The sequence below is a fragment of the Brakhagea slesvicensis genome, from assembly GCF_052161625.1.
Taxonomy (GTDB): Bacteria; Planctomycetota; Planctomycetia; order Pirellulales; family Pirellulaceae; genus JBKCUI01.
Genome location: NZ_CP197412.1, coordinates 4,931,201 through 4,953,697, shown reverse-complemented (window position 1 = coordinate 4,953,697; position 22,497 = coordinate 4,931,201). Strand labels below are relative to the sequence as shown.

Below are 22,497 nucleotides of genomic sequence, written 5' to 3'. Positions count from 1 at the left end.
CTCGCTGAGCAGCCTTATGGAGCAATCAATCTGCCGGGCGTTCCGCCGACGGATAGCTTGGCCTGCACGGTGAAGTCGGTCATCGAGAGGAGCCAAATCGTTCCATCTCCCGGGTTCGAAACACAAGCCAATCGGTTCTCCGGGAGAAAACAGATTTCGTGATGTCCCGAATGACCCTCGATCTTGCTCGGCCCGAGCTCGAGTGTCTTGATGACGTTGGCATCTTCCAAACGCTTGTCCCCATTGGGATCAAGATCGATGATTGCAAGCGATTCCTGTGCCTCGCTTTGGCGTCGATCTTGAACTACGAGCGCAAGTTCTTTTCCTGCGCGAGTCGTAGCTGTCTTCGGAGTGACCAGAGCTAAGCCTTCCGTCGTTGGAATCGCAAGCTGCTTCAACTCCAAACGCGATGCGCCGGCATCGATTATCCCCAATTGAGAATTCGTCCCGGATCCATACGTAAATAGGACATGGTTCCGATGGTTCACAAACGCTCCGGTACGGTTGGGTCGACCGGTGACCGAATCCACACCAAGAGAAATGTGCTCGATCGAATGGTCTGTGGGCGGTGCCTGGAGCATCGAATCGGAGCGCACCGACCAAATACCGTCTGCTGGGGCAAAGAAAACCCTACCGGAGTTGGCTGTTGCACCATGCAATCCACCGGTCGGCAGCTTGAACGAATACCCCTTTTGCTTCGCGTTCTCACCTGTATTGACGACATCGATCCTTCCCATATTGTCGCCGTCCCGATCTGCCCAGGTTGCGTAGACTACGTCTCGACTTGGGGCAGCCAATGTGATGTGGTTTCCTCCGCCTGAATAAAACCGAGACACGTTCGATCGGCCTGCTCGAATCGCAAGCGGATCGACCACCGTAAAACCGTTTAACGCGTCGTTGGCGATGACGAACAATTGGTTGTACTGATAAACGTGAGCCGGGTTTCCCTGCTCTTTATCCAGTTGTTTGACGAGCAGCGTTGGCGCAGTTTCGTATTGCCAATGGAAATGGTCGCCATGTTCCTCTTTCGTGACCCCCGAGTCGAATGCAACCCAACCACTTTCGAACGAGCCTTTCTCCGTGTCGTGGATGCCGATCAACAGAACTTGATCGATCGCTTCCATTTGCACCAAGCTTTGATTGTCCAGGTTCAACGCAGGGAAGCTTGCAAGCGGCTGAGGAACCAACTGCCACGATTCGCCAGATCTTTGGAGATCCCCCCATCGAACCGATTGCGTGCTCGTGTCCTGCCAAAAGAGACGGGCAACGGTTCGCAGCTTCGGCGAGGCAGACGCATCCTTCGGATCGATTCCCGGGCTTTTGCCAATGCACGAGTGGCTCCAAAAACCCAAAGCGAGGAAGGCGCAAACAAGTTCTTTTTTCATGTTAGATAGAATAGGATAAAGGTGCAGAGGTTGGTTATGTTTTTGACTAGTCTTGTAGCACGGAGACTTCTCCACCGTTGGCGGAGAAGCTATTTCGGTAGGGTAGTTCCTCGACATGGTTCGAAACGAAACGAACAGATCCGTCTAAGAAACCAAGCTGTGCACCGCCATTGTGCATACTTCGCGAGGAGTAGAAGCCCCGACCGTGGATACCGATGTCCGCGATGCGTGAATTGGGGGTCAGGTACCCATTGATGGTCGTGGCGAATGGAACGCCTCGGATCCAACTCTCCCCTCGATTACCGCGGAAGCTATTCGTAACGCTCGGAAAAATCGCGCTGAGATTGGGATTGCTGATCAATCCTCCCGAGACCCAGCCCGGGCCGGCCGGGTTGCTTGTCGTTCCCGGCCAATTGGCAATCACTCGCATCGGCAACTTCGTCGGAGGCGTTGTCAACGTGCTCTTGTCCCCCAGAAGGGTCTCAGCGATCAAAACCGTATTCGAAGTCCCATCGGTACACTTGCTAAGCCGCGCAAAAGATCGCTCCCACATCATTCCATCGGTCTCAAAGCGATCATCGTAGGTCGTGCCACGGCCGCTTCCGATACTGAACATATAGTTCAGCCCCGCGCTCCGCCCTGCCGAACCGTCCGACCAGATAACTGGAAAGAATGGGTCCTCGCCATCGCTCGGACACAACAGGATGGGCAACTTCGCTCCCACCATTCCAGCTAACGCGATGTCGAAGCGAGCCGCGAAAGCAGGACCGACTAGCAAGGGACGTCCGTAATCCACCAAATCATGAAGCGCAGTCTGCTCCATATAGGGCAACACGCGGGCTTGGGCCGAATAGGTGCTCGATCCCATCAATCCCGGCAATCGTCGATAGGCGGATTCGTAGTTGAGAGTGGCAAGGCCAAGCTGCCGAATATTGTTCGAACAAGACATGCGTCGCGCAGCCTCCCGCGCCGCTTGCACCGCAGGAAGTAGCAACCCGACCAAAATCCCAATGATCGCGATGACAACCAATAGCTCTACCAACGTAAAACCCATTCTCCTATCACTCGCTCGTACCATCTTCCCTCTCCTCGTTGATCTAGGGGCCAAAACAGCGATCTAGTGCCCAAGACAGCCAAACCACTGAAGCCCGCCGCAGAATGCAACCAAAAACCCAAACACACTACACACATGCATAACTTATGCATTTGCGAAGCCAGGTCAACAGATTGGAAGGGGAAATGCAAAAAAGAGAAGATGCGGAAGACGAAGACCAACGTTCTCGCTGAACCGTACGTTTCGCCAAAGCTCCGCATGAGGTTTGGTTTCGCTGCTAACAACACCCAATCATCACGATCCAGAATCCGTCCCAAAAACTGTTCGTAGCTAATTCCGCCACGCAGGATTGGGAGTTCCTTGGATACTCCACACTGACCTTGAATGGAATACTGGAATCTATGACACGCCCTAATACCCCATGAGGAACGTAAACGTGAAATGCTTGTCCATCGTCTTCCTTTTCGCTTTGGCAGTGAGCGGTTGCGACTATGCAAACAAATCTCCGACCAAGAGCGACAATTCCGCGATCAACCAACGTGATCAAAACGGTGCAAACAAAACCCCTTTTGATCAGAACGAAAATCAAAAAGACATCGACATTACGGCAAGCATCCGCCGGCAGATAGTTGCTACGGATATGTCGGTCAACGCGCAAAACGTCAAGATTGTGACCCAGGATGGGAAGGTCACTCTGCGCGGTCCGGTCTCGTCGGCAGATGAGAAACAACGAATCGAAACAATCGCTCGCAAAGTTGCTGGCGAAACCAAAGTCGACAGTCAACTCGACGTCGCCAATTCGAACTAACTTCAGCTATTACAACCTCAAGGATTCCACCATGGCACTCGCCATATTTTGTACTGTAAAGACATCGATCGAAGCAACCACTGTGGTCAACAACCTTAAAGCCGCAGGATTTACGGCCAATGACATCTCTGTTTTGATGCCCGATAGCGAGGGGGGAAAGGATTTCGCCGTCGATAATGAAACAAAGTCGCCAGAAGGAGCCACCATCGGTGCAGGCACCGGTGCCGTTCTAGGTGGCGGACTCGGATGGTTGATAGGAATCGGCGCCCTGGCAATTCCAGGCGTTGGACCTTTCATCGCTGCTGGACCCATCATGGCGGCCTTCGCAGGGTCCGCGCTAGGCGGGACTGTCGGTGGCATCTCGGGCGGGCTGATCGGCTTGGGAATACCCGAATACGAGGCGAAGAAATTCGAGGGAAAAATCAAGGGGGGTCGCTGCCTTGTTTCTGTTCATTCTGAAAACTCAGAAGAGACTCAAAAAGCACGGAACATTTTCAAACAAGCTGATGCTCAAGACATATCAACTTCTAGCGAATCGTCCGTCGCAGCGAAGTATTAATCGTTCAATCCAAGACAATTGACTCGTCGGTCATTTCGTCATAACTCTTAACAATAAACATAGAAATTCAAGGTTATGAACATGGCAAAAATCGAAACACTTGCAAATGCCTTCCATGCCGAACTACAAGACATTTACAGCGCTGAACAAAAATTGGTACAAGTGCTGCCAAAATTGGTAAAAAAGGCAAATTGCGAAAAGCTTTCACGTGAGTTTACTAATCACCTCGAACAAACCAAATTGCACGTTGAACGCGTAGCAAAAGCCTTTGAGGAAACCGGCCAGATCGCCAAAGCGAGGAAATGCGAAGGCATGGCAGGCCTGATTAAGGAAGTGGAGGAAATGATAGCTCAAGAAGCCGAATCCGATGTGACCGACGCGGTTTTGATTGGTTTGGCCCAAAAGCTCGAGCACTACCAGATTGCAACCTACGGAACCTTGTGCACGTGGGCCGAACAACTTGGATATACCCATGCCAAGAAGCTTCTAGGCCATAATATGGACGACGAAGAAAAAGCAGACACGATGTTAAGCAAGCTCAGCAAGAAAGTGAACGAAGCCGCGAACGCGTAGTTTGGCTTCATCGAGGAAATCCCTAGAGAGACCGGCTCACTCTCAAGCTGGCTGGAATTGATCGAGAGATCCTTGCTCACTCTTTTGGACTTTTAGAATTCGGGGCTCGCAACAGCGAGTAACCCGAATTCAATTTACTTCTACGCTCTGTTATTCGCGATCGCTTTCGTGTTACTTAAGTTTATACAAAGTCGTGATGAAGCATGGATAATCAACAGATCGCATCACATCCCTCGACCGCCCTAACAGACGGGGAAATGGAAACGCGAAACGCCTCCCATACCGTAACCAACGACTACAGCGAGTCGGACGAAGAGGCGAAACATCCTGGTGCTATCCTAGGACTGATCATGGGGATATACCCAGCAGTCCTCATTGCAGGAATTCTACTGCTTTTCAGTGTTATTGGCCTCCGCAAAACTTTTCAGTCTATCTTCCCAAACTCACCGCCAACCCAGCTCGATTCCCCTCACTCCACAGAGTCGTTGCAGAATTCGCAGTAAAATCGGAGATATCGGCATCTCAACCCGTCTAATCGGAGTGCCTTGATGGGCGGGCCGATAAGCATCTTCACTTTTTAAGCCAGCCCAGTCCAACAAGAAACGCGTCGGCTTCAAGGAGCGTCTTTTCAAAGTCGTCCCCGCGATTGAAAAAGCCGTGCCCCGCCCCTTCGTAACCGATGAGTGTGCAAGTCCTGCCTGACTTCTTCATCGCTCTCTCGAATGCAACGACCGAAGCATAAGGAACCGTCGTGTCCTCCTTGCCATGGAGAATCAGGGTCGGGGGCGTGGTTGGGCCAATGTGATGCGCTGGAGAGATCAATGATGCCTCAATGCCCAATCGTTCGATCGTCAACCCAGCCTGGATTCGCGGCGCTTGCCAACCCTCAATCGGAGCCAACGTGCAAGCAGGGTTAAAAAGTATCATAGCGTTGGGTCGCTCGTCACTCCCGTATCCGCTGATTGTCCCAGTACAAGCTGCAAGGTGACCACCCGCAGAGCCACCGGAAGCAGCAATCCTATCTGGATCAATCCCCAAACGTTGCGCGTTCTCTCGAACCCACGCGACGGAGGCCTTGGCATCTTCCACACAATCGACGACCTTCGCACCATGTCGCGACTTCACGCGGTAATCGGCGGTGATTGCGATCATGCCACGTTTTGCGAAATGCCGCGCCTGTTTTTCGAACTGATCTGGTGATCCTGAATTCCACCCACCACCAAAGAAAAAAATAATCGCCGGTTTCGGTGTTGAAAGATCTGATTCCCCAAAGATCCAGAGCTTCAACTCGACGGATCCAGTCTTTCGATAGGTCTCGACGCGGGCGTCCGAAAACGTAGGCGGATAGGATCTCTGTGCGAATAACGTGGTTGAGACGAGGCAATGAAAAACAAAGAGGATGGTTGTCATTGCAGTCGTCATTGCAGATCGCTTGATTCGGTTCCGAAGTCGACAGGAGATGGAGGCAGACCTCATTCTAATCCAGTGATCGAAGCAAGTGTTTTGACGAACAAATATGAAATCCCTGGAATCGGAATTGGTTGATTGCGATGCTCCCAAACCTTAGGATGCGACCAGCGTCTCGTGATGCTCGCGTTTTCGCTCCGTTCCCTCGCTCTGGTATCTTGCCTGACAACAATGTTTGCCATCCCATCCACCTCGGACACTATGCAAAACACCATCCGACTTTTGAAAACGGTGGCTGTCGGAATCTTCGCCGGAACATTCGCCCAAGCCCAATCGTTTGACGAGAGATTCGAAGACTGGCCTGTGGATTTGAAAATCAAAGGGGTCGTTGTGGCCATGCACTCGGAGACGATCCCTGATGCGATTCTCGAACCTTCCTTACCCGCCACAAATTCGAAATCGCTTTTGGTGCTCACCAATCGAGATCAGGCTACGGTCCGTTCTGAGGTTCAAAATACTCGGACCAAGCATTCTTCTTTGGAGGTTGCTTCGATCTCGCTCGTCGAATCGCAACATGAAAACTCTTACTTCGATTCGTGGGACACTGTAATCTGGACCGACTCGCGCACACCAGACGCAATTCCAGCGTCCTTGATGAAACGATTTGAAGAACTCGCACGAGCCCATCTTGATCGGGGCAAAAACCTAGTCATCGCCGGGCCGCATGCAAAAGCTCTCTCAAGGTTCTATATCCGTTCCTTGGAGGAAGGGCATCCTCGAATCGCAGCAGGAATGAACCTGTTACCCGACGTGATTCTGGAAACCAACTGCCCAGAGTCCAGCGAAGGAAATGCCCAAGTCCTGAGCGTTCTGGCAAGCCAGCCACGTTGTGTTGGTATCGCTTTGGAGAGGAATAGCGCGATCGTACTACGCGGTCGCAAACTGCGAGTTTGGGGAGATGGCGAAGCAACCCTCATGCTCCATGCCAATCAAATCCAACCCATTCGCTTGCACACCCTCACCCCCGAATCTCGGAGCATCAAATCCGCCACTCGATACCTTGCCGATTTGACCGAATGGCGGCGAGACGCGATAGACAGAACTCTCCCCGCATTCCCACCGACGAATCCTGGACTACCCGTTCTAGAAAATGGAACTCTCCTGATCGTGGGAGGGGGCGGTCTACCATCTGGTCTGATGGATCAGTTTTGCGATCGAGCCGGCGGACCTGAAAAAGCAAAACTCGTTTACGTTCCCTGCGAGGAGAATGACGAGGTATCGCAAGAACAATCGATCATCGAAAACTGGAAGAAACGGGGTATCCAAAATGCAACGATGATCCACACCAAGGATCGCAACAAAGCAAATCAAGACGAAGCATTCTTAGCACCGTTAAAGGACGCAACGGGAATCTGGTTTGGCGGTGGTCGACAGTGGAATTTCGCAGATTCGTATTATGGAACAACCGCCCATCGACTCATGAAGGAAGTGCTGCATCGCGGAGGTGTCATCGGCGGTTCCTCCGCGGGCGCTTCCATCCAAGCTCGTTACTTGGCCCGCGCCACCCCGATCGAAAATTTCAATATCATGGCCCCTGGCTATGAACGGGGTGGGCTAGGGTTTCTCGACGGTGTTGCTATCGACCAACATTTCTCGCAACGAAGCAGGCAACGCGACATGACGCAGCTTGTGAATCGCTATCCGCAACTACTTGGGATCGGAATCGATGAAACGACGGCCATCACCGTAACAGGTTCGAATGCCACCGTATCCGGAAAGGGAAAAGTCTATTTCTACGATCGACGGCAAGCCGTCTATCCTGACCGCCCTGACTACATTGCCTTGGCCTCAGGGCAATCGTACGACCTAGTCGCCCGGAAAATAGTCTCCTCGGAACAGCCTGAGTCCCGTGATAAATAAATTCGTAAGCTCTCGCCATACTGGCGGATCGCAACTCCCATTGATTTAGCAATAAAATGCCTTCTCTGGCTAAATCAACCCATTGGCCCCTGACGCATCCTTTTATTAAACGACCTTGCTCATGACACGATCTTCCTGCTCCACATTGAGTTTGCTCCTCTTGATCTGGTTTACGCCCTGTGCCTTTACGAATCGTGCCTTTACGAATCGTGCCTTTACGAATCGTGCCTTTACGAATCGTGCCTTTACGAATTGTGCCATGGCTCAAGAAGTAACGAAGCCTCCCAAGGAGCTGGGACTCGATCCTTTTTACACCAAATATGTCAATGCGGATGGCTATCCGATTGTCTCCTCCGAAAAGGTCAATGACTACGCTCTTAAGGAAGCTGCTTACCTCGTCAACATGATGCTGCACACGAGACCGGACGTTCGTAAGGCCTTGATCGAAGGCGGATCGCGACTGGTCGTCATGGCACACAACGAATTTACGACCGATTTGCCGGAACAGCGAAATATGACACCCAAAGATTTCTGGGACGCACGCGCGCGAGGATTGGGTGGGTCTCAAACCGACGCGATCTGCTCCTGCGGTGAAGAAAATCTGCTGGCATTCCCTGGGGATCCCTACTCAAGCGAGAATCTATTGATTCATGAATTCGCCCACAATATGCACTTGCGCGGCTTAATCCGCGTGGACCCAACGTTCGATGGCCGCCTAGAAGAATGCTACAAAAAAGCGATGAGCGAAGGCTTATGGAAAGGCAAATATGCATCCGTCAACCACATGGAGTATTTTGCGGAAGGAATGCAATCTTGGTTCAATGACAATCGCGAGCCAGATCACGATCACAATCATGTGAACACACGAGCTGAATTAATCGAGTACGATCCATGCCTCGCCGCAATTTGCCGAGAAGTTCTTGGTGATGAAGAACGAAGCTATAACAAACCACTCGTTCGTTTGAATGGTCACATGTCGGGATACGATCCGTCTGCAGCACCAACATTCGTTTGGCCGGAACGATTGAAAAAAGCTAAACAAGAAATCCGTGACAAGGTGAAGGAGCAAGGGGATAATCGACGCCAAGTCTATGACAAATAACAACTTGGTTAACCCTCAGGCGCCAGCATGATTACGGATATCGAGGACTACTTTTCCAAAGGCTGCGGACGTTGCGAGCGATTTGCGACCTCCGATTGTTCAACTCGCCGCTGGAGACTTGGTCTTGAAAAACTTCGACAAATCTGCCTCAGCCTCGATCTGGTAGAGACAGTCAAATGGGGCCATCCTTGCTACATGCACAATAGTCGTAATATTGCCATCATCGGAGCGCTTCGGAACGATTTCCGGCTCAGTTTTTTCAATGCGGCTTTGATGAAAGACCCTAAAGGAGTATTAGAAAAGCAGGGGCCCAATTCCCAATTCCCCGACGTGATCCGATTCACGGACAACAACCAAGTCGAGGAGAAGAAGCCGGTCATAGAAGCTTATTTGACAGAGGCGATGGTCTATGCCGAGGCGAATATCAAACCCCCAAAGCAAAAGACCGACCTCCAACTCCCCGACGATTTCGTAGAGGCACTGGAATCCGATCCGGAGCTTGCGGACGCTTTCTATCGATTGACAGCCGGACGCCAGCGAAGTTATTTAATCAACTTGAGTTCCGCAAAGAAACCTGAAACGCGCCTGTCGCGCATCGCAAAATACCGGGAAAAGATTCTTGCAGGAAAAGGCGCAACGGAACGGTAAAGTTGCGCCCCGCTTCGGCTTCCGAGCGCAAGTCACGATTGGTGGCGGCAATGATGCGAACGTTTACTTTGCGGGTGCGCTCTTCACCGATGCGTTCCAGCTCTCCTTCTTGAAGAACTCGCAACAACTTGGCTTGCATGTCGAGTGGTATCTCGCCAATCTCATCGAGGAACAAGGTACCGCCATCCGCCAATTCGATTCGACCGATTCGATCGCGTAAGGCCATTGCGAAGGTTCGAGCCGCTGAGAACGCTTGGAACACGCGCGACCCGAAGAAAATTTCCCTTCTCTACATCGCCGCTTCTTTTGGCTCGCACCAGGCAATCGACCTGAATCACATCCTGGCCTCGGCAACATCGAGTGATTCGCCGAGCCATTCGACTTTCATCTTCTGGACGCAGGGCATTTTGCCCTCGAGTCCCACGGTGACGAGATCGCCAGGCTGATTCGTTCGTTCTTGCGACGGGAACTGAAACCAACGCGTTAGGTCTCCACACGCTCCAACTCGAGGGTGGCCGCAAAAGTCGAATCGCTGGGGTTTAGAATTCACCGACCACTTCCCCGCCGTTGCAACTGTGCAACGCTCGATGAATAGTCGAATCGATTCCATTCGCCAAGAAGTGTACCGAGCCATCGGCTAGGCCCACGTTGGCACCGCCGGTGTGGTAGCTGCGAGGACCAAAGAAACCCGTATGATGGATAACAAGGTCAGGCGTGCGACTATTGGGTATGTGATAACCATTCGTCAAGGAATTGATCGAACCATTGAATGCCCAAGAGATTCCGCGTCCACGAATCGCCGTACTGTTGCCACCTCGCCACCCGCCAAAGCTCGTCCAAATCGCGTCGGTTTGCGGGTTGGAAATGTTTCCACTTGGTTCGACGAAAGTACTCCACGGGCTCCCCGTGGCCTTTAAGCCACGACTCGATTGAAGCGCCGAGCTGACTCCTGCTGAACCGTTGAGCGTGTAGTGGTAAGGGAACCTTGGTAATGTTCCTATCGGAAGCGTCATATCGTCTCCTACGCTACGAGCAGTTTCGCTCAGGATCACGGTATTCGACGCTCCATCGGTAATATCGCGAAAAGCTCGCGATCTATTTTGACAGACGATACCATCTGTTACCCAACGCCAATCGTAGTTGGTTCCAGTACCGCTTCCATTGCTAAACATGTAGCTCAATCCACCGTATGTAACCGTTGAGCCGTTTACTTGCATCGAGGTTGTCGACGGAGCGGGATCGCTGGGGCAAAGAAAGATGGGAACTGGCGTTGCGAATGCCTGAGCAAAAAGGGGATTTGGAACCTTTGCATTAAACGGACCAGAGAAGGCAGGCTTCGAGTAGTCGAGCAAATCGTTCAAGTTTCCTTGCTCAATGAAAGCGAGAATACGAGCCTGAACCGAAAAGTCTACATCCACGGTCCCTGCCATGGGAAACTTGCGATAGGCAGATTCGTAGTTCATAGTGGCCAGTGCGATTTGTTTGACACTATTGCTGCACTGCATTCGACGTGCAGCTTCGCGGGCAGCCTGTACGGCAGGAAGCAGCAGCCCCACTAAGATGCCGATGATCGCAATCACGACCAGCAGTTCAACAAGGGTAAATGCAGTTCGTCGGGTAGGAAGAGGATTATTCTGAATGTGTTTCATTTCCATTTCAATCGATCAAGTGAAGGTTCAATAAATGCTTGTTCAGTCCGAGCCAATCGCGACTATTTATCAGCGTCAGACGACTTGAATTCTTGGAATGCGATTGTTTTTGCATGGCTATGCCCCGATTTCCAAAGTGAATCGATTTCTATTTGTCTCGTGGGCTTCATCGCCAAGATTTCTTCGAGTGAACGGCGCGAACTCTCCACGACGACCCAACTCAGCTTGTACCTGCCCTCGGACAAAAGAGTCTCCCATGCGACGGGTGATCGGGTGTTGCGCTGTACTGCAGGTTCCAGGAGCATGATCGAAGTCCCCCAAGTGGTACCATCCATGGAGATTCTTCCCTCGCCGATTGCAATCGGCTCAGTATCGAGGTTCCCATCCGGATGGATACGTTGCATCCAAATCACGGCGTACTGCCCCGGAGGAAGCGATGGTAGATCTTGAATTCGCAAATGAAGCCCCGTTCGCCAAGTCCGAATGGATTCGAAAGCCGGGATCTCGATCGACTTAACGTAACGACCACGACGGATGGCGGCGTAGTCCTCAAGAAACTTGCCCCACTCGCGGTCTGTTTGACCGTCAAAAGGGAATTTCACGCCCCCTCCATGTTTGTCCTGGCCCAACGCCTTCGTTTTAAGCAAACTCGCCGTCGGCTTTTCTAAATGGATTAATTTCCGCTCCTCCAACAACTGAAGCGTTTCCCAAGGAGAATTGGGAACGATCCAACTCATCCTTTCGCCATGCTTTTCGACCTGCTTGGCATTGCGATCTGGGGAGTGACAGTTGGCGCAGCGTTCGAACTGTGACCATACAACATCGATGAAACGCGAAAGAACGTGATCCCTCCTTCCGTGCCGAATCAATTCTTCGTCGAGCACGAGATCGTTCAGTTTGGGCAACGGAGCATTCAGCGACTCAGGGTCTGCCACCGATGCGTGGATCCATTTGCCGATCGCTTCAAGCTCCGATTTTCGGACCTGGTCCATCATGGTCGTTGAATGCTCGGGCTCCTTGGCTATGAACTCTAACAACTTGGACTCCGAGGGCCGCTTTACATCAATCCATCCGCGAGCCCTGAGTGAAGCAAAGGAAGCACTTGGGTCAGAAGTCAGAAAATCATTCAACTTGACGCCCTGAAAATGGCATTCTGAGCAACTGCTGGCTTTTGAAGACTGAATCAATGGGATAACGAGCCGTTGGTAAATCTCCGATGGAGACTCAGCCAGAAGATCGCGACTGCTAGATACGATTGTGATACCGATCACCAAACAATGAAATATTCGCATGTCGAGTTTGCCTCAACCGAAGTTGTATAAAAGAAGTTATTACTGCCGATAGGATCAGCGACTCAATACGGCGCACTTGACGCGGCGATACGAAACCGTCTTGTGGAGAGCGGGCCCGTGACCGCGCAAGCGCGCCGTGTTGAATCGCATCTATCCAAAGCTTCGCGCGTTCTCCGCTTGACTGCCGATACCGCCGAAACTCAGTGGCACGGAATATTGAAGGCAGCCAATGGCCTATCGCAACAGCAATACCTAGCCGCAACGAGTTCTCACTCGCGCTGGTATTCCGACGTCAGCCAATCGGGGTAACGCAGCAAAACGCGCGCAAAAATGCTAAGAGAGCATCTGCTTGGGTGGTGGCGTGTCGGGCTCGGAGTATACCGCCGCCGGATCTAGAGACATCGGCTGATAAGCTGGCCCAGATTCGGGCTCCAACAGGACTCCATTGGATATGCTCACCAGAATCACCCAGGGCAACGAAGTCAAAGTAGAACTTTTGCCCTGACACTTCAAAGCGAACATTCCCAAAACGACTTTCCGTTTTGCTGGAGAGCTCAAACCCTTGGAGCCAACTCGCTCCGGTTTGGTCGTTCTGCAACAGGATCCATTGGTTTTCGAAGAAACGACCTTGCCGCCATCGACGATTTCAGGCCCTGTGGTCGTCGACTCGTGCATCGACCTAGGCGAGCGATTTTCGCAGCTCGAGTCGCGAGACTCACAGCAACGACGCTTCGCATCGCACGTCGTGTCAACTTTATTGGAGGCAATCAAAGCCCATTGACCATCGGTCTCGTCACTCGCAGGTAGCTGCGCATAAGAGGGTGGAGCAACACCCTTTTCTTCCGCCCAGGCAAGTCTCTCGGATGGTGTGAAACAGCAACAACCAGTCCAACATTGCTCCGCCGTTTTGCAGCCGCATGGGCGGTTTTGGCAAGGGAATGGCTGCGACGCACCCTTCTCGAGAACGTCAAACATGGCAACAGGGATAGGTAGAGACGTGGCAAAAAAACAAAGCAGAACAAGGAGCGTAACAACCCTCCGTCCCAATGCTTTGAATCTCTCTTTTGCCGTAAACCCCTTCACCGGACCGTCATTTCTCGTTCGAGCACTGAATCAGCAACCTGGCCAGGCCCGCTCTCCACAGGGGTTAACATACCATCGGATAGATGCTCCTGCAATTGTCATCGTTGCGCTGCGGCGAAGCGCCCCAACCTTGGGTGAACAACGTCGAAAGAACGCTAGTATCGCCAACCAATGACTGGCGTTAGCGATATGGCAGTCGCAGTGAACTCACCCGATGTCGGCGTGAGCCCTTGCAAGATCATCGCTCCCTCGGGTAGGAAGCCTTCTTGCTCGGCAAAAGCCCATTTGATTCCGTAGAGGAGTCGAGAGGCTTCTTCCTCTTCACCGTGCAACCCCACTTCATTCCCCGAGGTAATCGTGTTGACTCCCCCAACCTCATAATTCCATCCGAAGCGCGCTTCAACTTGACCTGTTAGGCCATTCGCAACAGAAGCTCTGGATAGCTGTAGGTGTCCTTTCCAATCGAGTCATCGATGACGGAAAAGCTTGATTCCACAATGGTTCGTCGAGGGGAAACGATCGACGTCGATGGGGTAAAGGAATCCCGATCCGTTTCTAGTTCCGACTCGATTCCGACCTCTCTCGAACTCCGCTCGAAAAACGCACTTCGCGAAACATCCGGACCAGGCTGGACTGGCGATTGGGCATTGCAGCTGGCTACTACCATGACGAATCCGCTGAATCCTAACGTGAGCGCGGCCCATCCAGCGTAATGTTTCAACATGCAATGACCTTTCGTGATCGCTAACGATGGGAACAGGTCGAACTTCACAAATCGCTGTGAGCAAGACTCGTAGTCGAAGAACCTGTGCTCCAGCGACACGGAACTTTATGTTCGCAGCTACCTCGTGAGAATCTCCATGTAAGCCCAAAGCCAAGCCAATAGCTTTCGATAGAAGTTTGCGTGAAAGGACCTAACTGCTCCGTGTCTTTGAACATTCCCCCTCCCATCAAATCCGCGTCGATGCCTGGGAGTACATCTGTAATACCAAGACCGAAACTCAAGCGATGCTCACTGGTGATGGCAAGTAGAGCTTGAGAGTAACGCACGCTCGGGAGGCCTCCACTTTGAATCACCCCCCCAAGGTTCGGTCCTGGGTTTGGATCCAACGGGTTTTCTGCCCACACGTAGCCAGCTCGTAAACGATACCGGTTCTGAGTCCACTGCGTACCCAACTGAACCGCGAGTTGATTGTCGTAGATCGCATTAAAAAGGTCCGCTTGATCCCACAACTTGTAGAGCAAATCAACACCTACCAGCAATCGGCCGTCGCAAAGTGCGTTGTTCGCGACCCCTAGGCCCACGTTGCGAGGCAAATCCAAATTGACATCCAACGGATTGCTCGGCCCTACAGGAAGGGTAATGGCATTCTCATACTGAAAAGACTGTTTGGATTGGTAGTAGGCACCCACCGAGGTAACGTCCGTCAATTGGTAATTGAAACCGGCAGTTCCTCGCAATGCGTAAGCGGTGGTCAGACCACCTACACCGATGAAGGGCCCGTCGAACAAGCCGATTCCAAGTGAACCACCACCGCCAACCGAAAGCCGCTCTGTCAGCTGAACTCCCACCATGACAGGCATCGCAAAGACCGTTAAACCTGTATTGGTGCCATTGCTTTCCGGCTGCTGACGAAAATCGACCACCCCACCGGCACTGGAAAGGAACCCGATTCCGAGCGTTGCCGGAATACCCAACTCGGAGATGTCTTGCGTCACACCGATATTCCCAAGGACCGAGCCAGGTGCCCCCGATTTCGCTGCGTAGGGATCCACCAGAGTTGGCCCAATGGTCGGCAACGATGTTGTTTGGCGGATGTTGAATGTCGGTTCGGCCCACGCACCTCCAAAGAGAAATTGAGTGCCACCAAACTGAGTCAAAGTCGCCGGGTTCGCATTGAGCGCGCTCGTCAAATCCTGGGGGCGAGAAATACTAACCCCCCCCATGCCTCCCGATGCCGGCATGAGTTGATTGTGAAGCTCTACCCCGAGCGATTGAGCTTGAACCTCGCTTCCACTTGTGAAAAAAACCCCAGAGACCACGGCCAGCGACGCGAGGAGGAAGCGTTTCATGTTTTTCCGATTACACAAAGTTTGCCATTGTGGTGCTGAAAACTCCAGTCCACCGTATCAATTAGAATCGGTATTCCTGAGCCAAAGCCGCAGAGGACTTGAAGAAAAAAAACGAAAAGGTGCTGACTCCTACAATCGGCAAGCTCAGCCTCAATCGAAGCCTTTTGCAACAATCCTTCCCGTCATCGGCCGATTGAATGTACCGATTGCACCGTCTTTGCCGATGGTAGCGACAAGGTGGAAACCACCCGTATTCGACCACCGTTGCAAAGGTATTGGCTGATGAATGGAAGAGGGCTGGACCAAAAGTCAGCTAAGCTACATTCAAAGCTGAGTTTATTAACATTAACCGTCTTCTTGCTCCTCCCAGCGATAAATGCTCAATCAGCGGATGCGTTTGGGTATGTGGCCTCGGACCAGTTGATGCCCCCATCCTCCACAGGCGAGAATGTGGAGCCTTCTATAGAGTCGTTGTCCCCTTGCCTGGATCCTGCTCTTATATCCCAGCCTTTTTTGCAGTCGGAATCCAGAGATAACGGGTTATCTCTGAAACTCGATCGTGGGATTCTGTTAACCAATGTTGGATCGGACGGCCTTGCCCCAGAACCTTTTCCTTTCGAATTGAGGACCAATGCCTGGTTTCAATTGAGGCATGCTTACTTCGACTCCCAAGGGCCAAGCCGAAGTCGAAATACGATCTCGTTCGAGCGACTACGCTTAAGTTTCAGCGGACTCGTATACTCACCCGACTTCACCTATGTCGTTGCTTTCGACGGTAACTCCGACGAGTCCGTGGAAGTCTTGCTACTCGATGGGTTCGTCAACTATGACCTTGGCCATTCCGGACTAGGACTGCAAGAATCTCGACTCATCCTGCGCGGCGGAAAATGGAAAGCACCCTTCAGTCGATCTCGCGAAGAATCGGCGCGACGATTTCAATTCAGCGAACGCTCCACCGCAAACCTCTTTTTCGACATAGGCCGTTCTCTCGGGCTCGGCACCTTGAGCAACATCTCAGACTCTCCAGTGCCGTTGCACGTTGAAACGGCCTTGTTCAACGGCTTCAACACTGGCCGAGATAGCACCATTCCGAACGAAGATCTCGATCGAAATTTTGGCTGGTCAACCCGTGTCACCACCGACATCCTTGGCGAGTTCGGTGAGGACGGCGAGCCAGACCTAAGTTGGCATGAAAGCCCTGCACTGCGGCTTGGAGTGGGGGTTGCAGGATCGCGAATCAACGCGGAAGGTCCCAGTGAGTTCAATCGCCAACGAGTCGTGGACTCCGGCGACCGGTTGTCCAATCTATTACCCGCATCCGTTACTGGGTACGACGTCAACATGTATACCGTAGACGGTCACTGGAAACACAAAGGATTCTCGTTCATTGCCGAACACCACTGGCGCACCATCTCCCAATTCACGGACGGCAGTGTGCCAAATTTGCTCGACCGAGGACTACTTTTGCAATCGGGTTACTTCGTTGTTCCAAGCCACTTGGAGTTATTGCTTCGCTGGGCATCGATAAACGGAAACTCAGGATCGCTCGGCACGATCGATCAAAGTACCGAGGAAATAGCCGGAGGGTTCGCTTGGTACATTCGCGGACACAACACAAAGTTCAATTTTGATATTTCAAGAATTACTGGCACGCCTCTCAACAGTGCCCGCTTGAATCTTTTACCAGGCGATGAGGGTTGGCTCTTTCGAACCCAATTTCAGTGCGGGTTCTAGTCAATAGCGCAATGCGCCTATTATTGACACACACCTCTTCAAATCCCCTGTGAAGTCGGTTTCGGGAATATTCTCGAACCAAAAGATCGCTACATTCGAGCGTTTCAGCTATATTGCGGGAACCCGCACGACGCGTCGCCGGACTAGATTTGCGTTTCGATGGATCTTTGTTTCGCCCCCTCAAAACGGCTCTTTTCTAACGCATGCGATTTTGTCAAAGGTCTTCCTCAGCAGGAATTGCCGCCGCGACAGATGTCTCATTAATAAATTCGTTTTGCTCCAACCAAGTATGACCTCCTCGAGTGCTATTCGCAGCGTCGCTCCCTACGTTATTGTCAGTCTTCTATCCTTCGGTCTCGTGTATTGGCTAGCATCCAATCGCCGAGAGGCTTCTGGTGGCGTCTCGGGGCAAGGTATTATTAATACATCCACGGAAAAGCCCTCCCAGCTATTCCAATCATCACCCGTTCCTCAGGACGAGGCTGCTCCCGTTGGAATGGTTTGGATTCCTGGCGGCGAGTTTCGCATGGGTAGTGATGAGAAAGACGCTCGAACCGACGAGAGACCGATTCACTCCATCGCAGTCGATGGATTTTGGATGGACGCGACCGAGGTAACGAACAAGCACTTTCTCGAATTCGTTACTGCGACGAATTACGTTACGACCGCCGAGAAAGCACCGACGGTGTCCGAGATTCTTTCGAACGCGCCGGCCGGTACAACAGTACCAGAGTCCACCCCCTTGGTAGCTGGCTCTTTGGTATTCACTCCGCCGACAGAGAGAGTGCCGCTCGATGACGTGCGGCGCTGGTGGACTTGGACTCCAGGTGCGAGCTGGCGGCATCCGAACGGACCGGGAAGCGATCTCAACGGTCTTGATAACCACCCTGTCGTTCACGTCTCCTGGTTTGACGCGGTCGCCTATGCCACTTGGGCTGGGAAAAGACTCCCGACCGAGGCCGAATGGGAATGCGCTGCGCGAGGCGGTTTCAAGTCGACTCGGTTCGTTTGGGGAGACGCACCCTTAAGCGAGACACAACCACAGACCAATATTTGGACTGGCGATTTTCCTTACAACAACACCAAAACCGATGGCTACGCAGCCACAGCCCCAGTCGGCTCTTTTGCCCCCAATGCGTATGGACTGTTTGACATGTCCGGAAACGTTTGGGAATGGTGCAACGATTGGTATGACCGCGAGTTGTACACGACTCGAGTGGGTAAGACGTTGCACATCAACCCACAGGGCCCCACCAAAAGCAACGATCCTCTACGTCCCTTCATGGCGCAGAGAAGTCAGCGGGGCGGATCCTTTCTTTGTAACGACAGTTATTGCTCGCGCTATCGACCAAGTTCAAGACACGGGTGTACGCCCGATACGGGCATGTCCCATGTGGGGTTTCGATGTGTGAAAGACTCGAAAACCGCGACCAGTAATCAAAAAGAAACCACGCGATGAACAATGTAAACTTTTCTTCTCATTGGAGTCAGTAATGAAATTTTCTGTTGGTTATTCCAAGGTCCTCATCACGGCGGCCCTCAGCGGCGCCATAGGATACTTGGCAGCGGGTATGGGGCTCGAGAACCCACCGATGGCGCTAAACGTCGACACTAACACAGTCGCAGAGCCATCCCCAAATGATACTTGTGACGAAGCCGGCCTATGTTGCTCGAGTGGACTGTCTCATGACGATACGATTCGTTTGGTCAGTCACAATGCTGCCGTGGAAGAAGCAACTGCTCAATCTGGTAAGAAGCCGAATATCCTCATCATTTGGGGGGATGATATCGGGGTTCACAACATCTCGGCATACAACCATGGCATCATGGGTTACCAGACGCCGAATATCGATCGGATTGCCAAAGAAGGCACCTTGTTCACCGACGCATACGGCGAGCAGTCTTGCACCGCCGGTCGAGCCGCCTTCTTGCTTGGACAGCATCCCTTCCGAACAGGCTTGCTCACCATCGGGATGCCTGGTAGCGATCACGGTGTCCCAGACTGGGCACCGACGATCGCTGACTTGCTCAAAAATCATGGTTACTCGACCGCTCAGTACGGAAAGAACCACCTTGGCGACCGCGACAAACACTTGCCCACCGCACACGGTTTCGACGAGTTCTATGGCAACCTCTATCACTTGAACGCGGAAGAAGAGCCTGAGACCTATTACTACCCGAAAGATCCTGAGTTCAAAAAGAAGTATGGACCCCGCGGCGTGATCAAATCGGTCGCAGGGGGCGAGATCAAAGACACAGGCCCTTTGACCCGCAAACGCATGGAAACAATCGACGAAGATATGCTCGCAGGAAGCCTCGATTTCATCGATCGATCCGTCAAGGCCAACAAGCCGTTCTTCCTCTGGCATAATAGCACTCGAATGCACGTCTGGACCCGACTCAAGAAAGAATCCGAAGGCAAGACAGGGATCGGTTTGTATCCAGACGGAATGGTGGAACACGATGGCCACGTTGGACAGCTTCTCAAGAAGCTCGATGATTTGGGTATCGCGGATAATACCATCGTCATGTACAGCACCGACAACGGAGCAGAAACCGCTTCGTGGCCTGACGGTGGCATCACCCCATTTCATGGTGAAAAAGGCACTACATGGGAAGGCGGACACCGCGTTCCATTGCTAGTTCGCTGGCCTGGAGTTCTCAAACCAGGATCGAAGATCAACGATGCAATCGCTCACAACGACTGGATGCCAACGCTGCTCGCAGCTGCAGGGGAACCGGACGTCAAGGACAAGCTTGCCAAGGGTCACAAAGCAAACGGCAAAGAATGGAAAGTCAAACTCGACGGCTACAACTTCCTTCCATACTTCAAAGGAACAGAAGCCAAGAGCCCTCGCAATGAGTACTTCTACTTCGGACAACAAGGGGACCTGAATGCAGTTCGATATCGCGATTGGAAAGTCCATTTTGCGATTTTCGACGGCAACATCGCAACCGGAGTCCGCACGACTCCAAACTGGCCGCTGATCATCAACCTAAAAGCCGACCCCTATGAGATCATGTGGCAACATGGAGAGATGGGATACCTCCGATGGTATGCAGACAACCTTTGGCTCTTCGTTCCTGCTCAAGAGGTCATCAAGAACTTCTTCGCAGACTTTGACAAGTATCCTTACCAAACCGGCAGCAGCCTGAGCGCCTCGGGGATCAACTACAACACGATCAAGGTTCAGGAACTGCTCAAAAAGTTACAGAACGCGCAACCATCGCGGAACTAGCTTCCGATTCCGAGACTAGCATTGAAACCATCAGAGCAATACTCGGATCAATTCCAACAGGACGGCCTCATCGCCGTCCTGTTTTTTATTTCTGCACCCGGTTGTTCGTCACCAGTTGTTCGTCGCATGGCATTCATCGCCATCCAATGGCTAGAGAATCACGTTCATGCGCAGGCCATACACAAATGCTTCATCTGCCAACGCTCCAGCATCCGGTTTGATGTACTGGACGTCCGGCGTGATGTTCATCCAAGGACGTACTTGGAAGTTATAGAACATCTCAATGCCAGTTCCATCTCTAGGGCCAAAGAGCTGCCTTGGAAGCGGGCCGAACTCGTTGCTCGAACCGACGTAGTACCAACCCACTCCCCACTTATCTCTACGATTCGCGCGAAGATTACTGTCGCCGCCGACCCCAGCGCTCAAGAAGTATCGTAACGGCGTTGGATTCCCGTCGCTGATCGATGCGCGACCGAAGACTCCCCACCCTTTTCTCTCGCCCACTTCGAACTGCTTCAAGAAATGATCGAACCCAGAATAGAGAGTCCAAGAATCGGATTTGGTTTGAAAACCTGGCACGACTGGTTGTGGAAAGACACCCGGCGGTGGCTCGTTGAATTGAAGATCCGTTAGATCGACTTTCTTCCACATGCCTCCCACGTGAACGTCTCCTTGGCGACCGAACGTGTCCATATTTGCTTTGACCTCCGTGCCTAGAATAACGCCGTTGGCATAGAGATCATCAATATCGAAAAAGTCCGTGGTTCGATCTTTAGGGTCGTAAGCGAAGACGTTGACCATCCCCCACGATTGCGGCATGGCAGCCCCCACCACGAATCCGGTATAAGGCAGTCCCAAAAGAAAAGCAGGGTTGGCAATGAACGCTTGGTTCACAAACTGCTCGGTCCCATCTCCACCCGCGAACTCATCTTGATCTGCCGCGCCCAATACATCCTTCTTGCCACCGTACAAAACAAAGCTCTCCGACAGTGGCTGTGTGAAGACAAAGTTAGTAAGGAATAAATCTCCTGGATCGTTTGGAGCGGTTGGAAGTAAAGCAGGGAAGACAGCAGGTGGAAGCGATCCGGTGTTCAAGGAAACATTGCCATATTCACCGTACCAGTGTTCCGCTCGAACTAGGAGCGATCCGTAAGGAAGTCCACCAAACTTTTCCAAATCGAACTTCAGATCGTACTCCCCACGCCCCGTGTACTCAAAGGTGTCACCAAGCTCGAGCGGTAACGGAATCGGTGGTAACCTTTCTATCCCCCCCTCGACCCCAAATGCGAAGTGAGTCGAGTTTCCAGAGAAGGTCACCCCTCTTTCTTTCATCGCTGACCGGTATCCATACCAGCCACCCGTTAGATACTGACGCTCCACAACGCCGGACGTTAACGGGGAACAAGATGTTAATGACGAACTCACAGGGACGGACTGCACGTCACACGGTTCAGTCGCAGACTCACAAGCAACGTTGGTCATGCCGTCAACCGCGACAGCCGTACCTGATATTGCAAGAGCAATTGCGAGAGCTCTGCAGAATTCGGAATGACCTCTTGTCTTCACGATAAAAAATCCCTTGCTCTCGGTTCCGCATTAGACGCTTAGAACAGCGAATTGCCCTCATCAACACCCATCACCAATTGGCGGGTCGACTCACCCGATCTAATGATTTCCAACAAGGCACTTAGGCCCCTTTTCGGTTATTCGGCAATCCGCACGCGAAAACGAAGCGTAACTCATCCAAACTGTATTTTCGGACCTCGACTCCATCTCCATATCCGCACAGCCCGCAAAGTCCGGCAACGGCGCTCAGCCCAGTCGATTTCGTAAGAACCGGGGATCCGCGAGAACCTGCATAGCCATAGCGCCTGGGATACCCGAATCGTCGAGGATAGAACCATCGACCTTGATGCTCCCGTTGGTCATACCACACTGGTTATCGTCAGTTTGATAGAATGGGGAGCAATC

Annotated in this window: 20 protein-coding genes and 1 pseudogene; 11 read left to right on the top strand and 10 right to left on the bottom strand. The window is 52.2% G+C overall.

The genetic code is table 11. The annotated features are described in order from the left end of the window. Positions 1 to 14: 14 nt before the first annotated feature. Positions 15 to 1,385 carry a hypothetical protein gene (locus tag SH467x_RS18955; protein WP_482368657.1) on the bottom strand — a complete coding sequence of 457 codons (1,371 nt, stop codon included), beginning with the start codon at positions 1,383 to 1,385 and terminating at the stop codon, positions 15 to 17. 46 nt (positions 1,386 to 1,431) lie between these two features. After that, positions 1,432 to 2,463 (bottom strand): DUF1559 family PulG-like putative transporter, encoded by a 1,032-nt coding sequence (locus SH467x_RS18950; protein WP_482368656.1) that lies wholly within the window; start codon positions 2,461 to 2,463, stop codon positions 1,432 to 1,434. Positions 2,464 to 2,875: 412 nt separating this feature from the next. Here SH467x_RS18950 and SH467x_RS18945 point away from each other — a divergent pair, with 412 nt between their 5' ends. From SH467x_RS18945 to SH467x_RS18935, 3 genes are all read left to right on the top strand, one after another. Continuing rightward, positions 2,876 to 3,247 (top strand): BON domain-containing protein, encoded by a 372-nt coding sequence (locus tag SH467x_RS18945; RefSeq protein WP_482368655.1) that lies wholly within the window; start codon positions 2,876 to 2,878, stop codon positions 3,245 to 3,247. A 31-nt stretch (positions 3,248 to 3,278) separates the two neighbouring features. Beyond that, positions 3,279 to 3,806: a hypothetical protein gene (locus SH467x_RS18940; protein ID WP_482368654.1), complete on the top strand. Its 528-nt coding sequence runs from the start codon at positions 3,279 to 3,281 to the stop codon at positions 3,804 to 3,806. A gap of 81 nt (positions 3,807 to 3,887) precedes the next feature. Next, a complete protein-coding gene (locus SH467x_RS18935; RefSeq protein WP_482368653.1) occupies positions 3,888 to 4,379 on the top strand; it encodes a YciE/YciF ferroxidase family protein in 492 nt (163 codons plus the stop codon). A 570-nt stretch (positions 4,380 to 4,949) separates the two neighbouring features. Here the strand turns inward: SH467x_RS18935 and SH467x_RS18930 are convergent. Continuing rightward, a complete protein-coding gene (locus tag SH467x_RS18930) occupies positions 4,950 to 5,789 on the bottom strand; it encodes an alpha/beta hydrolase (RefSeq protein ID WP_482368652.1) in 840 nt (279 codons plus the stop codon). Between the two features lie 258 nt (positions 5,790 to 6,047). Here SH467x_RS18930 and SH467x_RS18925 point away from each other — a divergent pair, with 258 nt between their 5' ends. The 3 genes from SH467x_RS18925 to SH467x_RS18915 all read left to right on the top strand — a co-directional run bounded on the left by SH467x_RS18925 (position 6,048) and on the right by SH467x_RS18915 (position 9,456). Beyond that, entirely contained in the window at positions 6,048 to 7,706 is a 1,659-nt protein-coding gene (locus tag SH467x_RS18925) for a cyanophycinase (RefSeq protein WP_482368651.1), read from the top strand. A 259-nt stretch (positions 7,707 to 7,965) separates the two neighbouring features. Next, on the top strand, positions 7,966 to 8,808 hold the full coding sequence (locus tag SH467x_RS18920; RefSeq protein ID WP_482368650.1) for a hypothetical protein: 843 nt from the start codon (positions 7,966 to 7,968) through the stop codon (positions 8,806 to 8,808). A gap of 27 nt (positions 8,809 to 8,835) precedes the next feature. Beyond that, positions 8,836 to 9,456 carry a YdeI/OmpD-associated family protein gene (locus SH467x_RS18915; protein WP_482368649.1) on the top strand — a complete coding sequence of 207 codons (621 nt, stop codon included), beginning with the start codon at positions 8,836 to 8,838 and terminating at the stop codon, positions 9,454 to 9,456. A 4-nt stretch (positions 9,457 to 9,460) separates the two neighbouring features. Here the strand turns inward: SH467x_RS18915 and SH467x_RS18910 are convergent. Beyond that, positions 9,461 to 9,691, bottom strand: a pseudogene (locus SH467x_RS18910) (sigma 54-interacting transcriptional regulator); the annotation flags it as partial. Between SH467x_RS18910 and SH467x_RS18905 the strand changes: the two are divergent. Beyond that, entirely contained in the window at positions 9,594 to 9,902 is a 309-nt protein-coding gene (locus tag SH467x_RS18905) for a DUF1348 family protein (protein ID WP_482368648.1), read from the top strand. The pseudogene SH467x_RS18910 and the gene SH467x_RS18905 overlap by 98 nt on opposite strands. A 93-nt stretch (positions 9,903 to 9,995) precedes the next feature. Here the strand turns inward: SH467x_RS18905 and SH467x_RS18900 are convergent, their stop codons facing one another. Both SH467x_RS18900 and SH467x_RS18895 read right to left on the bottom strand, forming a co-directional pair. Further along, the gene (locus SH467x_RS18900; protein ID WP_482368647.1) at positions 9,996 to 11,105 is read right to left on the bottom strand and encodes a DUF1559 family PulG-like putative transporter; all 1,110 of its coding nucleotides are present in this window, start codon (positions 11,103 to 11,105) and stop codon (positions 9,996 to 9,998) included. A gap of 62 nt (positions 11,106 to 11,167) precedes the next feature. Continuing rightward, entirely contained in the window at positions 11,168 to 12,100 is a 933-nt protein-coding gene (locus SH467x_RS18895) for a hypothetical protein (RefSeq protein ID WP_482368646.1), read from the bottom strand. A gap of 414 nt (positions 12,101 to 12,514) precedes the next feature. Here SH467x_RS18895 and SH467x_RS18890 point away from each other — a divergent pair, with 414 nt between their 5' ends. After that, positions 12,515 to 12,706, top strand: coding sequence for a hypothetical protein (locus SH467x_RS18890; RefSeq protein ID WP_482368645.1), 192 nt, complete (start codon positions 12,515 to 12,517; stop codon positions 12,704 to 12,706). 929 nt (positions 12,707 to 13,635) lie between these two features. Here SH467x_RS18890 and SH467x_RS18885 read toward each other — a convergent pair. The 3 genes from SH467x_RS18885 to SH467x_RS18875 all read right to left on the bottom strand — a co-directional run bounded on the left by SH467x_RS18885 (position 13,636) and on the right by SH467x_RS18875 (position 15,553). After that, positions 13,636 to 13,818: a hypothetical protein gene (locus SH467x_RS18885; RefSeq protein ID WP_482368644.1), complete on the bottom strand. Its 183-nt coding sequence runs from the start codon at positions 13,816 to 13,818 to the stop codon at positions 13,636 to 13,638. Between the two features lie 74 nt (positions 13,819 to 13,892). Continuing rightward, positions 13,893 to 14,204 carry a hypothetical protein gene (locus SH467x_RS18880; RefSeq protein WP_482368643.1) on the bottom strand — a complete coding sequence of 104 codons (312 nt, stop codon included), beginning with the start codon at positions 14,202 to 14,204 and terminating at the stop codon, positions 13,893 to 13,895. A 44-nt stretch (positions 14,205 to 14,248) separates the two neighbouring features. Beyond that, complete coding sequence (locus SH467x_RS18875) at positions 14,249 to 15,553, bottom strand: OmpP1/FadL family transporter (protein WP_482368642.1); 1,305 nt, start codon at positions 15,551 to 15,553, stop codon at positions 14,249 to 14,251. Positions 15,554 to 16,174: 621 nt separating this feature from the next. On the opposite strand from SH467x_RS18875, the gene SH467x_RS18870 reads away from it, so the two are divergent. From SH467x_RS18870 to SH467x_RS18860, 3 genes are all read left to right on the top strand, one after another. Beyond that, the gene (locus tag SH467x_RS18870) at positions 16,175 to 17,287 is read left to right on the top strand and encodes a hypothetical protein (RefSeq protein WP_482368641.1); all 1,113 of its coding nucleotides are present in this window, start codon (positions 16,175 to 16,177) and stop codon (positions 17,285 to 17,287) included. 289 nt (positions 17,288 to 17,576) lie between these two features. Next, the gene (locus SH467x_RS18865; RefSeq protein WP_482368640.1) at positions 17,577 to 18,746 is read left to right on the top strand and encodes a formylglycine-generating enzyme family protein; all 1,170 of its coding nucleotides are present in this window, start codon (positions 17,577 to 17,579) and stop codon (positions 18,744 to 18,746) included. Positions 18,747 to 18,780: 34 nt separating this feature from the next. Beyond that, positions 18,781 to 20,526 carry an arylsulfatase gene (locus tag SH467x_RS18860; RefSeq protein WP_482368639.1) on the top strand — a complete coding sequence of 582 codons (1,746 nt, stop codon included), beginning with the start codon at positions 18,781 to 18,783 and terminating at the stop codon, positions 20,524 to 20,526. Between the two features lie 150 nt (positions 20,527 to 20,676). Here the strand turns inward: SH467x_RS18860 and SH467x_RS18855 are convergent, their stop codons facing one another. Next, entirely contained in the window at positions 20,677 to 21,858 is a 1,182-nt protein-coding gene (locus tag SH467x_RS18855) for a carbohydrate porin (RefSeq protein ID WP_482368638.1), read from the bottom strand. Positions 21,859 to 22,497 lie beyond the last annotated feature (639 nt).

Bases quoted from the DNA above. Each gene is read 5' to 3' on its own strand.
- SH467x_RS18935 (WP_482368653.1), top strand. From the start codon at position 3,888: ATGGCAAAAATCGAAACACTTGCAAATGCCTTCCATGCCGAACTACAA.
- SH467x_RS18865 (WP_482368640.1), top strand. From the start codon at position 17,577: ATGACCTCCTCGAGTGCTATTCGCAGCGTCGCTCCCTACGTTATTGTC.
- SH467x_RS18955 (WP_482368657.1), bottom strand. From the start codon at position 1,385: ATGAAAAAAGAACTTGTTTGCGCCTTCCTCGCTTTGGGTTTTTGGAGC.
- SH467x_RS18930 (WP_482368652.1), bottom strand. From the start codon at position 5,789: ATGACAACCATCCTCTTTGTTTTTCATTGCCTCGTCTCAACCACGTTA.
- SH467x_RS18920 (WP_482368650.1), top strand. From the start codon at position 7,966: ATGGCTCAAGAAGTAACGAAGCCTCCCAAGGAGCTGGGACTCGATCCT.
- SH467x_RS18855 (WP_482368638.1), bottom strand. From the start codon at position 21,858: ATGAAAGAAAGAGGGGTGACCTTCTCTGGAAACTCGACTCACTTCGCA.
- SH467x_RS18905 (WP_482368648.1), top strand. From the start codon at position 9,594: ATGTCGAGTGGTATCTCGCCAATCTCATCGAGGAACAAGGTACCGCCA.
- SH467x_RS18900 (WP_482368647.1), bottom strand. From the start codon at position 11,105: ATGAAACACATTCAGAATAATCCTCTTCCTACCCGACGAACTGCATTT.
- SH467x_RS18860 (WP_482368639.1), top strand. From the start codon at position 18,781: ATGAAATTTTCTGTTGGTTATTCCAAGGTCCTCATCACGGCGGCCCTC.
- SH467x_RS18895 (WP_482368646.1), bottom strand. From the start codon at position 12,100: ATGATGGACCAGGTCCGAAAATCGGAGCTTGAAGCGATCGGCAAATGG.
- SH467x_RS18950 (WP_482368656.1), bottom strand. From the start codon at position 2,463: ATGGTACGAGCGAGTGATAGGAGAATGGGTTTTACGTTGGTAGAGCTA.
- SH467x_RS18925 (WP_482368651.1), top strand. From the start codon at position 6,048: ATGCAAAACACCATCCGACTTTTGAAAACGGTGGCTGTCGGAATCTTC.
- SH467x_RS18880 (WP_482368643.1), bottom strand. From the start codon at position 14,204: ATGTTGAAACATTACGCTGGATGGGCCGCGCTCACGTTAGGATTCAGC.
- SH467x_RS18940 (WP_482368654.1), top strand. From the start codon at position 3,279: ATGGCACTCGCCATATTTTGTACTGTAAAGACATCGATCGAAGCAACC.
- SH467x_RS18915 (WP_482368649.1), top strand. From the start codon at position 8,836: ATGATTACGGATATCGAGGACTACTTTTCCAAAGGCTGCGGACGTTGC.
- SH467x_RS18875 (WP_482368642.1), bottom strand. From the start codon at position 15,553: ATGAAACGCTTCCTCCTCGCGTCGCTGGCCGTGGTCTCTGGGGTTTTT.